Origin of the sequence: Rhizorhabdus wittichii, from assembly GCF_017607425.1 — a bacterium.
In the GTDB taxonomy this organism is placed as follows: Bacteria; Pseudomonadota; Alphaproteobacteria; order Sphingomonadales; family Sphingomonadaceae; genus Rhizorhabdus; species Rhizorhabdus wittichii.
In genome coordinates this window covers 5,156,274-5,169,067 of record NZ_CP059319.1, presented here as the reverse complement: position 1 = coordinate 5,169,067, position 12,794 = coordinate 5,156,274, and the positions used below count along the sequence as shown (strand labels likewise).

Genomic DNA, 12,794 nt, shown 5'->3' with positions numbered 1-12,794 from the left:
TCCATGGGAAGGTCAGGGTCTCGAAGCGGTGAAGTGGGCGAGTTGGGCGCCGATCTCGTAGAAGGCCTGCTTCGCGGCGCGGAAGCGGGCAGGCTCCAGCCGGGTGACCGGCAGCGACAGCTCGTCGGGCGCGACCTCCCCCAGGACGAGCCGCGCGAGATCGCAGCCGAAGCTGGTGCCCGGCGCGATCCCCCGGCCGTTATAGCCGCTGATCGACACCAGGTTGCGCCCGTGCATGTGAAGGCGCGGCGCGGCATTGCGGGTCATCCCGATCATCCCGTACCAGCCATGCTCGAACGCGACCTCGCCGAGCCGCGGAAAGATGCGCGCCAGCGCGCGGCGGGCCCAGTCCGCATGGATGCGCGTGCCGGTGCCGCGCAGCGCGCCGACGCTGCCGAAGACGAGCCGCCCCGTCGCGTCGAGCCGGAAGGAGGACAGGATCGACCGGGTGTCCCAGGCGCCCTGCCGGCCGGGCAGCACGCTCCGCAGCGCTTCCGCGCTCAGCGGCCGCGTGGCGAGGTTGAAATAGGGCAGCATCACCTGCTCGCGCTTCACGTCCGGACAGATGGCCGCCGAATAGGCATCGGTCGCGATGATCACCCAGGGCGCGGTCACGCTGCCCCGCGCGGTCGTCACCCGCCACTCGCCGCCGAGATTCTCGAACCCCGTCGCCGGCGAATGTTCATGGATTCGCGCGCCCAGGCGGATCGCGCTGGCGGCCAGGCCGCGGACATAGGCAAGAGGCTGGATCGTGCCGGCGCGCCGGTCGAGCAGGGCGCCGGCATAGACCTTGCTGCCGACCCGCCACGCCGTCGCCCTGCCGTGGAGCAGCTCGACATCGGCGCCGCGCCGTCGCCATTGGCGGGCTCGCGCGGTGATCTCGGCAAGCCCCTTGCGCCCGACCGCGCAATGCAGGGTGCCGTTGCGCACCGCCTCGCAGGCGATCCCATGGCGTTCGACGATGTCGAAGACGAGGCCGGGCGCATCGCCGAGCTGGGCGATCAGCCGCTCGCCGAACGGCGCGCCGATCGCCTCCGGCACCTCGTCCGGCCTGATCCACAGCCCGGCATTGACGAGGCCGACATTGCGGCCCGACCCGCCGAAGCCGATCCCGGCCGCTTCGAGCACGACCGGCCGGCGGCCGGCGGCAGCGAGGTGGAGGGCGGCGGAGCAACCGGTGAAACCCGCGCCGACGATCACGGCATCGGCGCTGTCGTCATCCATCAGCGGGACCGTTTCGGGCGCCGGCGGCGCGGAAGCGGCCCACAAGCCATGACTGCGTCGATCACCGTCCATACCGGCCCGCCCCCGCTGCGCCGCCGCGTTGACAAAGCGCATGGCTCATGCAGCTATGGAATTATGTTGGTGGTGACCCGGCACCGCAAACGAGGCTTTGGACAAAGTTGGTTCCGAAATGGAATGACATGACCCCTCGACGCTTCCTTCCCCCCACCGCCCTGCTCTGCGCCTTCGACGCCGCCGCCCGGCATCAGAGCTTCACCGCCGCCGCGCGCGAGCTCGCGCTCACCCAGAGCGCGGTCAGCCGGCAGATCCGCGCGCTCGAGGAACTGCTCGGATCGGAGCTGTTCCATCGCGAGAAGCAGAAGGTGAAGCTGACCCTGGCGGGCAACGCCTATGCGCGGGAGATTCGCGGCGCCCTCGCGCGTATCTCCAGCGCGACGCTCGGTTTCCGGGCCAATCCCGGCGGCGCGTCGCTGCACCTGGCCCTGCTGCCGATGTTCGGCCTGCGCTGGCTGATGCCGCGCCTGCCCGGCTTCCTGGCGGCGCATCCGGACATCACCGTCCATGTCTCGACGCGAACCACGCCGTTCGACTTCCGGACCGAGACGATCGACGCGGCGATCCATTTCGGCGAAGGCGAATGGGCTGGCGCGCAGCTCGACCGGCTGATGGGCGAGACGGTCGCGCCGCTGTGCAGCCCGGCGCTCCGCGCGCGGCTCGGCGCGGCGAAGCCCGCCGACCTGATCGAGGCCCCGCTCCTCCACCTGATGTCGCGGCCCGATGCCTGGGAACGCTGGTTCGCGGCGATGGAGGTCGACCCGGGCGAGGTCCACGGCATGCTGCTCGACCAGTTCCTGCTGGTCGCCGAAGCCGCCCGCGCGGGCCTGGGCGTCGCCCTGCTGCCGGAGTTCCTCGTCGAGGCGGAGCTGCGCAGCGGCGATCTCGTCAGGGCGCTCGACGCCCCCGTCGTCCAGGCCGACCATTATTATCTCGTCTGGCCCCATACCCACGAACGCCACCCGCCGCTGGACGCCTTCCGGACCTGGATCCTCCAGGAAGCTCGAAAGGAATCGGGGCGATGATCGGCATCCGCCCGCCCGACGCCTTTCGGTCGAGACACTGGCGGTGCCCGATGCTACGCACCGCATGGCGCTGCTGATGGCAGCCGAGGCCGATCGGGCCTGACGCGCGGTCGATCAACATCTTCACGGGGCAATGCCATGACCTTTCTTTCGCTCGATCATGCCAACCGGATCATCGCGGCCGCCCTCACGCGCGGGCAGGAGCTCGGGCTCAAGCCGCTGACCGTCGCGGTGCTCGATCCCGGCGGCCACCTGATCGCGCTCCAGCGGCAGGACAGCTCGTCCAACCTCCGTCCGGGCATCGCGACCGGCAAGGCGAGCGGCGCGCTGGCGCTGGGCGTGTCGAGCCGCAAGATCGGCGAGATGGCGGCGGACCGCCCCAGCTTCGTCGGCGCGCTCGGCACCATCGCCCCGGCCGGCATCGTCCCGTCGGCGGGCGGCGTGATCGTCGTCGATGCCGACGGCCGGGTGATCGGCGCGGTCGGCGTGACCGGCGACGTGGCCGACAATGACGAACTCTGCGCGCTGGCGGGCATCGCCGCGGCGGGACTGACCGCGCAGGCCTGAGCCCAGGTCAGGAGCCGCCCGTCATCCCGGCTTCCACCGGGATGACGCGGACGGCGAGCGGGAACCTCACAACCCTGCTGCGTCGAGCATGGCCGAGGCGCCGCGCTCGGCGGTGTCGGCGCCGGCGCGCATGAAGGCGAACAGCTCGCGGCCGGTGCCGGGCTGCCGGGGCGGCGGGACGGCAGGCTCGCGCGCCTCCCATTCGGCCGCGTCGACCAGCGCCAGTATCTCGCCCCGCTCGGCGCACAGCCGGACGATGTCGCCGTCCCTGAGCTTCGCGATCGGGCCGCCGGCGAACGCCTCCGGGGTCAGGTGGATCGCGGCGGGCACCTTGCCCGAGGCCCCCGACATCCGACCGTCGGTCACCAGCGCCACCTTGTGGCCCTTGTCCTGGAGCACGCCCAGCGGCGGGGTGAGCTTGTGCAACTCGGGCATGCCGTTCGCCCTCGGGCCCTGGAAGCGCACCACCACCACCACGTCGCGGTCGAGCTCGCCCGCCCTGAACGCCGCCGTCACCTGGTCCTGGTCGTCGAACAGCCGCACCGGCGCCTCGATCGTCCAGCGCGACCGATCGACCGCGCTGGTCTTGAAGGTGCCGCGCCCGAGATTGCCCCGCACCAGCCGCATGCCGCCGTCGGGCAGGAACGGATCGGCGTGCGACCGCAGCATCGCCGGGTCGAGCGGCGCGGCGGGCGCGTCGGTCCACGCCAGCGCCTCGCCGTCGAGCAGCGGTTCCCGCGCATAGGCGCCGAGATCGTCGCCCGCCACGGTCAGGATGTCGCGGTGGAGATAGCCGCCGTCGAGCAGCGTCGCGATCACATAGGCCATGCCGCCCGCCGCCTGGAAATGGTTCACGTCGCCCGCGCCGTTGGGATAGACCCGCGCGATCAGCGGCACCGCCGCCGACAGCCGGTCGATGTCCTCCCAGTCGATCATGATCCCCGCCGCTCGCGCGATCGCGGGCAGGTGGATGACATGGTTGGTCGAGCCTCCGGTCGCCAGCAAGCCCACCGCCGCGTTGACGATCGCCTTCTCGTCGACGCACAAGCCCAGCGGCCGATAGTCGCCGCCGTCCCAGCCGATCTCCCCCAGCCGGCGGACCGCCGCGCGGGTCAGTTCCTGCCTGAGCTTCGTGCCCGGGTTGACGAAGGCGGCGCCCGGCATGTGCAGGCCCATCACCTCCATCATCATCTGGTTCGAATTGGCGGTGCCGTAGAAGGTGCAGGTGCCCGCGCCATGATAGGAGGCGCTCTCCGCCTCGAGCAGCTCGGCGCGGCCGGCCTTGCCCTCGGCATAGAGCTGGCGGACGCGCTGCTTCTCCTTGTTGGCGAGCCCCGAGGGCATCGGTCCGGCCGGCACCAGGATCGTCGGCAGATGGCCGAAGCGCAGCGCCCCGATCAGCAGCCCGGGGACGATCTTGTCGCAGATGCCGAGCAGCGCCGCCCCCTCGAACATGCCGTGGCTCAGCGCCACCGCCGTCGACAGCGCGATCGTGTCGCGGCTGAACAGCGACAGCTCCATGCCGCGCTGCCCCTGCGTCACCCCGTCGCACATCGCCGGGACCCCGCCCGCCACCTGCGCCGTGATCCCCGCCTCGCGCGCCCATAGCTTCATCCGGTCCGGATAGCCGCCATAGGGCTGATGCGCCGACAGCATGTCGTTATAGGCGGTGACGATGCCGATGTTCATCGCCCGCCCCTCGCGGATCGCCGGCTTGTCCTCCCCCGACGCCGCGAAGCCGTGCGCCAGGTTGCCGCACGACAGCCGCGGACGGTCCACCCCGGTATCCCGCTCGCGCGCGATCAGCTCCAGATAGGCCCGGCGGCCCTCACGCGACCGCTCCACGATCCGCGCCGTCACCGCCTCCACCGCCGCATGCAAGCTCATCGCCCCGCCGCCTCCGGCGCTTCCTTCAATCCGATCATCTTCCCGTCCTTTGCAATCCTCCCTACGCGAAGCGTGGGGAGGGGGACCACCCGCAGGGTGGTGGAGGGGTGGGGTCGCAGACCCCTCCACCGCGCTTCGCGCGGTCCCCCTCCCCATGCAAGGCATGGGGAGGATGTATCGTGCTACCCTGTGACATTGTCGCGCTCAGGCTGCAAACGGATGACCGGCGCGTCGGGTTGCAGCGCCGCCGCGGGACGAAGGCCGATTCCGGGTTGAATCCGCCGTGGATATCTTAGCGGCCGTCCTCCGCGGCATTCGCGTCCTGCGCCGCGCGGACGGCGGCCGAAAAGGTGCGGTTGGCGACGATCAGCGCCAGCAGGCCGACGACCGAGAAGATCGCCAGCACCGTCAGGATCGAATAGCCGAGGCCGGTGGCCGGGTCGGTCCAGACATGGTCGCTGAACAGCCCGATCGTCGTCGGGCCGAGCCCCATCGCGGCGAGCGTGGTGAGCGCCAGATAGGTCGCCGACATGATCCCGCGATGGCGCAGCGGAGTCAGCATCTGGATGCCAGAATAGGATTGGGGCCCCCCGGCCAGCACCATGATCTGCGCCATCGCATAGCCGACCAGCGCCAGGGTCAGGCTGTCGGTGGTCACCATCAGCAGGGTGCCGGGAATGGCGAGCATGAAGGCGCAGACCATCACCCGCAGCGGCGCCGTCTCGACACCGCGCTGGAGCAGCCTGTCGGCGATCACGCCGGCGGCGATGCCGCCGAGCGGACCGATCGCCACGACGATGACGCCGACGATCATCGCCGCCTCGCCGACGTCGAGGCCGTAGCGGCGTACGAAGAAGCTGGGCGCCCAGGCCGCGAACAGATGCGCGTTGAGGATCGTGCAGGTGCCCGCCACGACGAAGCTGAGCACCCCCGCGCGGTGCCGCGCGACATGAGCCCATAGCTCGGCCATCGCCTTGCCGGCGGCGAGCCGGCGGCCCGTCCGCGCCGGTTCGCGGATGGTGAGCAGGATCAGCGCCGCGGGAATGCCCGGCAACGCCGCCGCCAGAAACAGTACCTGCCACGGCCGGAACTCGGCGCCCAGCAGCATCAGCCCGCCCTGCGCGGCGAGCAGCGACAGCAGCGCTCCGCCGCCGATGAAGGCCACCGCCTTGCCGCCGGTCGCGCCCATCATGAAGATGCTCGTCGCGGTTCCCAGCCGGTTCCGGACGATATAGGCGCCGATCAGCGAGATCGCGGCGGGCATGATCGACGCCTCGCCCAGGCCGACGATCAGCCGCATCGCGAACAGCGATTCGAACGAGGTCGCGAAGGCGCAGGCGCCGGTCGCGAAGGTCCAGGCGACGCAGCCGATCGACAGCATCGCGCGCCGCGACCGGGTATCCGCGATCCGGCCCAGTGGAATGCCGGCGGCGCAATAGAGCAGCGCGAAGGCCAGCCCCTGCAGCAGGCCGAGGCTGGTGTCGCTGAGCTTCAGGTCGGTCTTGAGCGGCACCATGATCACGCCCATCAGGAAGCGATCGGTCGCCGAGATCAGGTTCACGAAGGTCAGGATGCCGAGCACGTACCAGCCGTAGCGGCTCGTGGTCTCCACCGCGGGCGCGGGCGCGGCCGCACGCCGCTGCGGGGAAGGCGGCAGCGCCGCCACGGTTCGCTCATGTCCCATGCTACTCACATCCTCTTCCGGCCGGAGCCGTGGCTTGAACCGATCGCACCCTCACGACATCGTCGACATCAGCTCGACGAGATTGCCGTCGGGATCGCGGAAATAGACGGACTGGCCGGGCTCGCCCGCCGCCGTGCGGCGCGGCACGGGGCCCTCGACCACCGCGACGCCGACCGCGGCGAGATGCGCGACCGCCGTCCCGATCGGCGCGTTCCACCGGAAGCAGATGTCGAGACAGCCGGGCGCCGCCGCCGGCGCCGCCAGGTCGATGCCGTTGCCGTGGCGATGGAGGCTGAGCAGCGCATCGCCGACCTCGACCTGCTGGACCGCCACCGCGCCGTCGATCCGATAGGGCTCACGGGTGCAGCGGGCGCCGAGCACCCGCGACAGGAAGCCGACCATGGCTGGAAGGTCCGCCACGGGATAGGCGACATGGTCGATGGGGCCGATCGGCAAATCCATGATCTCTCCCGCCCGGCGGCAGCGAGGCGGCCGAGCCAACCGGCGATACGGGGGAAAACCGTCGCCTCTGCGGCCGGGATACCCCGGCGGAGGGTCATTGCCAAGGATTGATTTGATTGTATGATACAAAAATTGGAAAGGATGATCCGTGGGTGTCAAAGCATTGTTCCGCCACGCGGCCCGCCTGTGGCCCGACCGGCTCTTCCTCGACGACGCGCGCGAGCGGCTGAGCTATGGCGATGCGGCGGAGCGGGTGGGCCGGATGGCCTGCGGCCTCGGCCGGGGCGAATCGCTGGCCGGGACGAAGATCGCGTTGCTGACGCCCAACAGCAGCGCCGGATTCTGCGCGCTGCTCGCCATCTACGAGGCCGACGCCGTTTTCGTGCCGCTCAACGCCAGCTTCCCGATCGGCGAGCATCGCGTCGCGATCGAGGAGCTGGGGGTTTCGATCCTGCTGTTCAGCCGGACGCTGGCGACGGGCGTCGACGCCCTGCTCCGCGACTGCCCGACGCTGCGCGAGGCGATCTGCATCGACGGCGACGCCGGGATCGGAACCCCGCTGGACGCGCTGCTGGCGCGCGGCGCGGGTCGGACGATGCCCGACATCGCCGGCGACCCGGACGACATCGTCGCCATCTATCCGACCGGCGGATCGACCGGTCGGCCCAAGCGGGTGATGCATAGCCGCCGCAACTGGACGACGATGGCCGCCTGCTTCCACAGCGCGCTACCGGTCGAGGGCCATGCCCGCTATCTCGCCGCGCCGCCGATAACCCACGCCGCCGGGGCCTTCGGGCTGATGCTGATGGCGAAGGGGGCGACTATCCTGCTCCACGACGGCTTCGACGCGGGCGCGATCCTCGACGCGATCGAACGCGACAGGCCGACCCACCTCTATCTGCCGCCCACCGCGATCTACAAGCTGCTCGAGCATCCGGGCGTACAGGACCGCGACGGCTCATCCCTGCGCGCCTTCATGTACACCGCCGCGCCGATGTCGCTCGACAAGCTGCGCCGGTGCATCGCCATCTTCGGGCCGGTGATGGCGCAATTCTGGGGCCAGATGGAGGCCCCGAGCTTCTGCACCTGCCTGGCCCCGGCCGACCATGTCGTCGACGACGAGGCGCTGGCGGGGCGTCTGGCGAGCTGCGGGCGGGAGACGATGTTCACTCGGGTCGAGGTGCTCGACGACGACGGGGCGATCCTGCCGCCCGGCGAGCGTGGCGAACTTGCGGTGCGCGGCGGGCTGGTGATGGCCGGTTATTACGAGAATCCCGAGGCGACGGCCGAGGTCTCCCGCAACGGCTGGCACCTGACCGGCGACCTGGGGTTCAAGGATGCGGACGGCTATGTCCATATCGTCGGGCGCAAGCGCGACATCATCATCACCGGCGGCTACAATGTCTATCCGGCCGATGTCGAGCAGGCGCTCTGGGGTCATCCCGACGTCGAGGAATGCGCCGTGATCGGCGTGCCCGACGAGCTGTGGGGCGAGGCGGTGCTGGCGGTGGTCCAGCCCAGGCCCGGACATGATCCGAGCGCGGCGGAACTGATCGCCTGGTGCAAGGAAAAGGTCGGCAGCATCAAGGCGCCGAAGCGCGTCGAGCTGCGCACCGACATTCCGCGCAACGCCGTCGGCAAGGTCGACAAGGTGACGCTGCGCGCGCCCTATTGGAAGGATCGGGCGCGGGCCGTCTGACACCACCACCACCCGGGACGGAGCCGCGCGGTCGCGGCCCCGTCGATCGGGATCAGTTCAGCTCCTTCGCCGAATAGTTGAGCAGCGTCCGCGCCATCAGCAGGCGCTGCGCCTCGTTCGGGCCTTCGTAGATGTCGAGGATGCGCGCATCGCGCAGCGCCTGCTCGACCGGCAGCTTCTCGGACGCGCTCTCCGGCCCCAATATGTCCATGCAGTCGTTGATCAGCTTGCGGACCATCAGCCCGGCCTTGCACTTGGCCAGCGACGGATAGAATTTGCCCGGCCCCCTCGCCTGCTCATGCCATTTGGCGTGGAGCATGGTCAGGTAGGTGGCGTCCCACAGCGCCTCCATGCCGAGGATGCGGTCCTCGATCGCCGAGCGCGACGCCAGCGAACCGGCATAGTTGAGCGCCTTGCCGCCCTCCGCATATTTCTCGCGCACCAGGTCGAGCGCGACGCGCGCATAGCCGAGCGCCTGCCCCGCGATCAGCGCGCGGGTGCCGTTGAAGATCGACAGCGCGTCCTTGAGGTTGCCCTGCAGCCGGTTGAGCGCCGGCACCCGCACGTCCATGAAGAAGGTCGCGACCGTGTCCCAGTTCCGGAGGCCGAGCTTGTCCATCTGCGGGCCGACGCCATAGCCCGGCATCCCCTTGGTCACGACGAACAGGCTGATGCCCTCGTCGCCCTCGGGCCCGACCGCGCGGCACATCACCAATATGCCGTCGGCATGGGTGGCGTTGGAGGAGAATATCTTCTCGCCGTTGATCACCCATTCGTCGGTCGCGGCGTCATAGGTTGCGACCGTCCGCATCGAGGCAGGATCGGAGCCGCCATTGGGCTCGGACATGCCCCAGGCGAGGTAGAGCGGCTGGAAGGCCTCGACCTGCTCGGGCGTGCCAACCTTCTCGATCAGCTTGCCGGACAGCGAGACGTTCATCGCATCGGCGTTGTCGCCCTGCCAGTAGAGCGGCTTGAAGCCGTAGCTCTCCTCGAGATAGATCAGCGGCTCGATGATCGTGAGGCCGCTGAGGTCGTCGGCGCGCTCCTGCGCGAAATCGCGGACATGGACGATGTCCTCCTGGCCCGCGAAGGCGAATTGCTCGGCGAAGTCGGGCCGGTCGAACTCCATCGTCCGGTCGATGCCCTTGGCGCGCTGCTGGTAACCGATCGCCTGCCGGCGCGCGAGCGCGATGACCTCCTTGTCGCCGTCGGTAAGCTCGAAATCGATCATAGAGATTCTCCCATCGCCTCATCCGCCGATCGGACCAGGTTCCGCGCCGGCACTGCTTTGGCGATCATGATACAAGCCCCGACACGAAAGTAAAACATTTGTTTGCAGCAAGCGCCGATCCCTTGTGCCATGGGGGTTTCGACCACCGCCGGATACCATCGCGCCGATGGGAATTTTCGAATCGATGCGCGATCTTCGCGTGTTGAAGATGGACGTTTCAAAAACGCCTGCTAATATGGCGCCCACCCATAAGTCGGGCACAGCATCAAGAAAGGCGCGTCGAATCCTCCATGCAGCTTGCCAGCCAGAAAAGACGAGGGAGCGCCCCTGACGCCCCGTCGACCCGGGACAGATTGAAGGCAGCCGCGCGGAGCCTGTTCGCCGAACGCGGGATCGAAGGCACCACCGTCCGCGATATCCTGACGGTCGCCGGCGAGAAGAACGGGGCGTCGCTCAACTATTATTTCCGCTCGAAGGAAGAGCTGATCCGCGAGCTGACCGTCGACGTGTTCCGGCTGATGGACGATCGCTGGAACGCGCAGCTCGCCGATCTCGACCGCCAGGGCCGGCCGCTGGACATCAGGGATTATGTCCGCATCCTCGTGACCTCGTCGGACACGAGCGACGTCGAGGACGAGCCGACCACCGCCCGGCTTTCGGAAGCGATCACGCATCATCGCTACCATCTGGTCCGCGAGATCCTCAAGGAACACCGGCTCAACGCCTATGACGTGATCCTGGGCCGGATCGCCGCGCTGATGGAGGACATGCCGCGGCCGATCCTGCGGCAGCGGCTGCTGCTGCTCACCCGCTATCTCTCGTCGGTGTTCGCGCTCTACGAGGCGAGCCGCGCCTCCAACGCGCAGCCCCGCTCGGTGCAGCTTCCCCAGGGCGCCGATCTCGGCAACCTCGTGGACACGGCGGTGGGCATTTTGACCGCCCCGGTGGTCGACGCCGACCCCGGCGAAGGCTGACCCCGCCCGCGATCAGCCGGGCGCATACAGGCCGAGCGCGGCCTCCAGTCCGCGCGGCGCACGGGCCTTGCCGGGATTATAGCCGGGCATCAGCAGCCGGATGATCCGAGGCAGGTGGAAGGACCGGAAGCGCTTCATGAAATCCTGCTGGCGGGCGAGCGAGCGTTCGAGCTCCTCGGGCGTCATCGCGGCCCGTTCCTGCTGGAGCAGGGCGCCCATGATGCGCCTGTTGTGCGCGGCGAGGTGGCGATAGGTGAAGATCACCATCTTCGCGCGGAAGAACCAGTCGCCGTAGATCGCGCAATAGACGTCGTGGCAGACCGAGCGATGCTCATATTCCTCGCCGAGGTGCCAGCGCCACATGGCGATCGTCCGCGGGTCGGCATCGGCGATCAGGTCGTCCGCCTCCTCGAACAGGAACAGCGCCATGCTGAGCGCCAGCGTCTCGAACGCGGCGGCATAGGCGCAGTTGAACTTGTGCGACCTGTTGGCCAGGAAGCCGCGGTAATCGGCGCGCTTCGCCTCCTCCGCCTCCTTCAAGAAGGGGTAGGTCTTGCGGATCTCGGCATTATAGGCGTTGTGCACCTTGTAATGGGTCGTCTCCTGCTTGATGAACAGGTCGATCTCGGGCGCGAGGTGCCGGTCCTTGGGCTTCAGCAGCGGCTTGGCCTGCGCCATGATCTGGTTGAGATAGGGCTCCACCGCCGGCGCGCCCGCCGAACCGGCGGTGAACAGCGACGCGAACTCGATGTTGCGCGTCCAGCGCGCGGGCACGCCGGTGAAATCGATATTGGGCTGACGATGAACGAGCTGCGTCATGACGGCATCTCCATGGAATTATGTCTATACATTATTCATTGCGACACCTGGCCGGCCACCGGCCGGCGGGCGGGCGTCGCGCTGAAGCGGGGCGCCGGGGCCGGCTGGATATGCCCGTCGACCGCGACGAAGCTGTCCCGGGCGCGGCTGTGCGGGTCGCGCGGCGCTTCGGCGAGCGACAGCACCGGCGCGAAGCAGGCGTCGCAGCCGTCGAACAGGGCCGTCCATTCGTCGCGGCTGCGGGACCGGAACAGCGCCTCCAGCCGCGCGCGCATCGCCGGCCAGGCGGCGCGGTCGTTCTGCCGCGCGAACAGCGGATCGTCGGCGACGCCCAGCCGATCGAGCAGCAGCGCGTAGAATTGCGGCTCGAGCGCGCCGATCGCGACGTGGCGGCCGTCGGCGGTCTCATAGCTGTCGTAGAAGGGCGCGCCGGTATCGAGCAGGTTGACGCCCCGCTCGTCGGTCCAGGCGTCCTGCGCCAGGAAGGACCAGGTCATCGCCCCCAGCAGCCCGGCGCCGTCCACCATCGCGCAGTCGATCACCTGCCCGCGCCCCGTGCGCCGGGCGGCCATGATCCCGGCCAACATGCCGAACGCCATCATCATGCCGCCGCCGCCGAAATCGGCCACCGCGTTGATCGGCGGGGTCGGCTTCCCGCCGGCGCGGCCATAGCCGTGAAGATTGCCGGCCAGCGCGATATAGTTGATGTCGTGCCCGGCGCGCGGCGCCATCGGCCCGGTCTGGCCCCAGCCGGTCATGCGGCCATAGACGAGCCGCGGATTGTCGGCGAGCAGCAGGTCCGGGCCGAGGCCCAGCCGCTCCATCACGCCGGGGCGGAAGCCCTCGACCAGCCCGTCGGCATCGCGCGCCAGCGCGCGCACCGCCGCGACGCCGGCCGGGTCCTTGAGGTCGAGGACATGGGTCCGGCGCGACCGCAGCAGCACGTCGCGGCCGCCGAGCGGCGCCGCCGCGCCCAGCGGATCGCCGGGCCGCTCGATGCGCAGCACCTCGGCGCCATGATCGGCCAGCATCATCGCGCAGAAGGGCCCCGGCCCGATCGAGGCGATCTCGACGATCCGCAGGCCCGCCAGCGCGCCTTGCCCGCCGCCCCCGCTCCAGCCCGGCACCGCCCCGCTTTCCATGGCGA

11 protein-coding genes are annotated in these 12,794 nt (G+C 69.6%); 4 read left to right on the top strand and 7 right to left on the bottom strand.

The window, feature by feature from the left end; genetic code table 11:
- Positions 1 to 12: 12 nt before the first annotated feature.
- Positions 13 to 1,224 (bottom strand): NAD(P)/FAD-dependent oxidoreductase, encoded by a 1,212-nt coding sequence (locus tag HRJ34_RS24720; protein WP_226948936.1) that lies wholly within the window; start codon positions 1,222 to 1,224, stop codon positions 13 to 15.
- A gap of 200 nt (positions 1,225 to 1,424) precedes the next feature.
- On the opposite strand from HRJ34_RS24720, the gene HRJ34_RS24715 reads away from it, so the two are divergent.
- Both HRJ34_RS24715 and HRJ34_RS24710 read left to right on the top strand, forming a co-directional pair.
- On the top strand, positions 1,425 to 2,324 hold the full coding sequence (locus tag HRJ34_RS24715; protein ID WP_029548825.1) for a LysR substrate-binding domain-containing protein: 900 nt from the start codon (positions 1,425 to 1,427) through the stop codon (positions 2,322 to 2,324).
- A 138-nt stretch (positions 2,325 to 2,462) separates the two neighbouring features.
- Positions 2,463 to 2,891 carry a GlcG/HbpS family heme-binding protein gene (locus tag HRJ34_RS24710; RefSeq protein ID WP_011952567.1) on the top strand — a complete coding sequence of 143 codons (429 nt, stop codon included), beginning with the start codon at positions 2,463 to 2,465 and terminating at the stop codon, positions 2,889 to 2,891.
- Between the two features lie 66 nt (positions 2,892 to 2,957).
- Here the strand turns inward: HRJ34_RS24710 and edd are convergent, their stop codons facing one another.
- The 3 genes from edd to HRJ34_RS24695 form a co-directional block, all read right to left on the bottom strand.
- A complete protein-coding gene (edd, locus tag HRJ34_RS24705; RefSeq protein WP_208632728.1) occupies positions 2,958 to 4,778 on the bottom strand; it encodes a phosphogluconate dehydratase in 1,821 nt (606 codons plus the stop codon).
- A 292-nt stretch (positions 4,779 to 5,070) separates the two neighbouring features.
- Positions 5,071 to 6,462, bottom strand: a complete 1,392-nt coding sequence (locus tag HRJ34_RS24700; RefSeq protein WP_208632727.1) for an MFS transporter — start codon at positions 6,460 to 6,462, stop codon at positions 5,071 to 5,073.
- A gap of 51 nt (positions 6,463 to 6,513) precedes the next feature.
- Positions 6,514 to 6,924 carry a VOC family protein gene (locus HRJ34_RS24695; protein WP_029994791.1) on the bottom strand — a complete coding sequence of 137 codons (411 nt, stop codon included), beginning with the start codon at positions 6,922 to 6,924 and terminating at the stop codon, positions 6,514 to 6,516.
- Between the two features lie 148 nt (positions 6,925 to 7,072).
- On the opposite strand from HRJ34_RS24695, the gene HRJ34_RS24690 reads away from it, so the two are divergent.
- Positions 7,073 to 8,623 carry an AMP-binding protein gene (locus tag HRJ34_RS24690; protein ID WP_029549007.1) on the top strand — a complete coding sequence of 517 codons (1,551 nt, stop codon included), beginning with the start codon at positions 7,073 to 7,075 and terminating at the stop codon, positions 8,621 to 8,623.
- A 52-nt stretch (positions 8,624 to 8,675) separates the two neighbouring features.
- Here the strand turns inward: HRJ34_RS24690 and HRJ34_RS24685 are convergent, their stop codons facing one another.
- Entirely contained in the window at positions 8,676 to 9,854 is a 1,179-nt protein-coding gene (locus tag HRJ34_RS24685; protein WP_011952572.1) for an acyl-CoA dehydrogenase family protein, read from the bottom strand.
- A 353-nt stretch (positions 9,855 to 10,207) separates the two neighbouring features.
- Between HRJ34_RS24685 and HRJ34_RS24680 the strand changes: the two genes are divergently transcribed.
- Positions 10,208 to 10,828, top strand: a complete 621-nt coding sequence (locus HRJ34_RS24680) for a TetR/AcrR family transcriptional regulator (RefSeq protein WP_016747049.1) — start codon at positions 10,208 to 10,210, stop codon at positions 10,826 to 10,828.
- Positions 10,829 to 10,840: 12 nt separating this feature from the next.
- Here HRJ34_RS24680 and HRJ34_RS24675 read toward each other — a convergent pair whose 3' ends face one another.
- Positions 10,841 to 11,647, bottom strand: coding sequence for a metal-dependent hydrolase (locus tag HRJ34_RS24675; RefSeq protein ID WP_011952574.1), 807 nt, complete (start codon positions 11,645 to 11,647; stop codon positions 10,841 to 10,843).
- A 35-nt stretch (positions 11,648 to 11,682) separates the two neighbouring features.
- Complete coding sequence (locus tag HRJ34_RS24670; RefSeq protein WP_208632726.1) at positions 11,683 to 12,789, bottom strand: CaiB/BaiF CoA transferase family protein; 1,107 nt, start codon at positions 12,787 to 12,789, stop codon at positions 11,683 to 11,685.
- Positions 12,790 to 12,794: the final 5 nt, after the last annotated feature.

Excerpts from the sequence above, each read along its gene's own strand:
- HRJ34_RS24695 (WP_029994791.1), bottom strand. The coding sequence starts at position 6,924 with ATGGATTTGCCGATCGGCCCCATCGACCATGTCGCCTATCCCGTGGCG.
- HRJ34_RS24685 (WP_011952572.1), bottom strand. The coding sequence starts at position 9,854 with ATGATCGATTTCGAGCTTACCGACGGCGACAAGGAGGTCATCGCGCTC.
- HRJ34_RS24670 (WP_208632726.1), bottom strand. The coding sequence starts at position 12,789 with ATGGAAAGCGGGGCGGTGCCGGGCTGGAGCGGGGGCGGCGGGCAAGGC.
- HRJ34_RS24710 (WP_011952567.1), top strand. The coding sequence starts at position 2,463 with ATGACCTTTCTTTCGCTCGATCATGCCAACCGGATCATCGCGGCCGCC.
- edd (WP_208632728.1), bottom strand. The coding sequence starts at position 4,778 with ATGAGCTTGCATGCGGCGGTGGAGGCGGTGACGGCGCGGATCGTGGAG.
- HRJ34_RS24675 (WP_011952574.1), bottom strand. The coding sequence starts at position 11,647 with ATGACGCAGCTCGTTCATCGTCAGCCCAATATCGATTTCACCGGCGTG.
- HRJ34_RS24715 (WP_029548825.1), top strand. The coding sequence starts at position 1,425 with ATGACCCCTCGACGCTTCCTTCCCCCCACCGCCCTGCTCTGCGCCTTC.
- HRJ34_RS24700 (WP_208632727.1), bottom strand. The coding sequence starts at position 6,462 with ATGGGACATGAGCGAACCGTGGCGGCGCTGCCGCCTTCCCCGCAGCGG.
- HRJ34_RS24720 (WP_226948936.1), bottom strand. The coding sequence starts at position 1,224 with ATGGATGACGACAGCGCCGATGCCGTGATCGTCGGCGCGGGTTTCACC.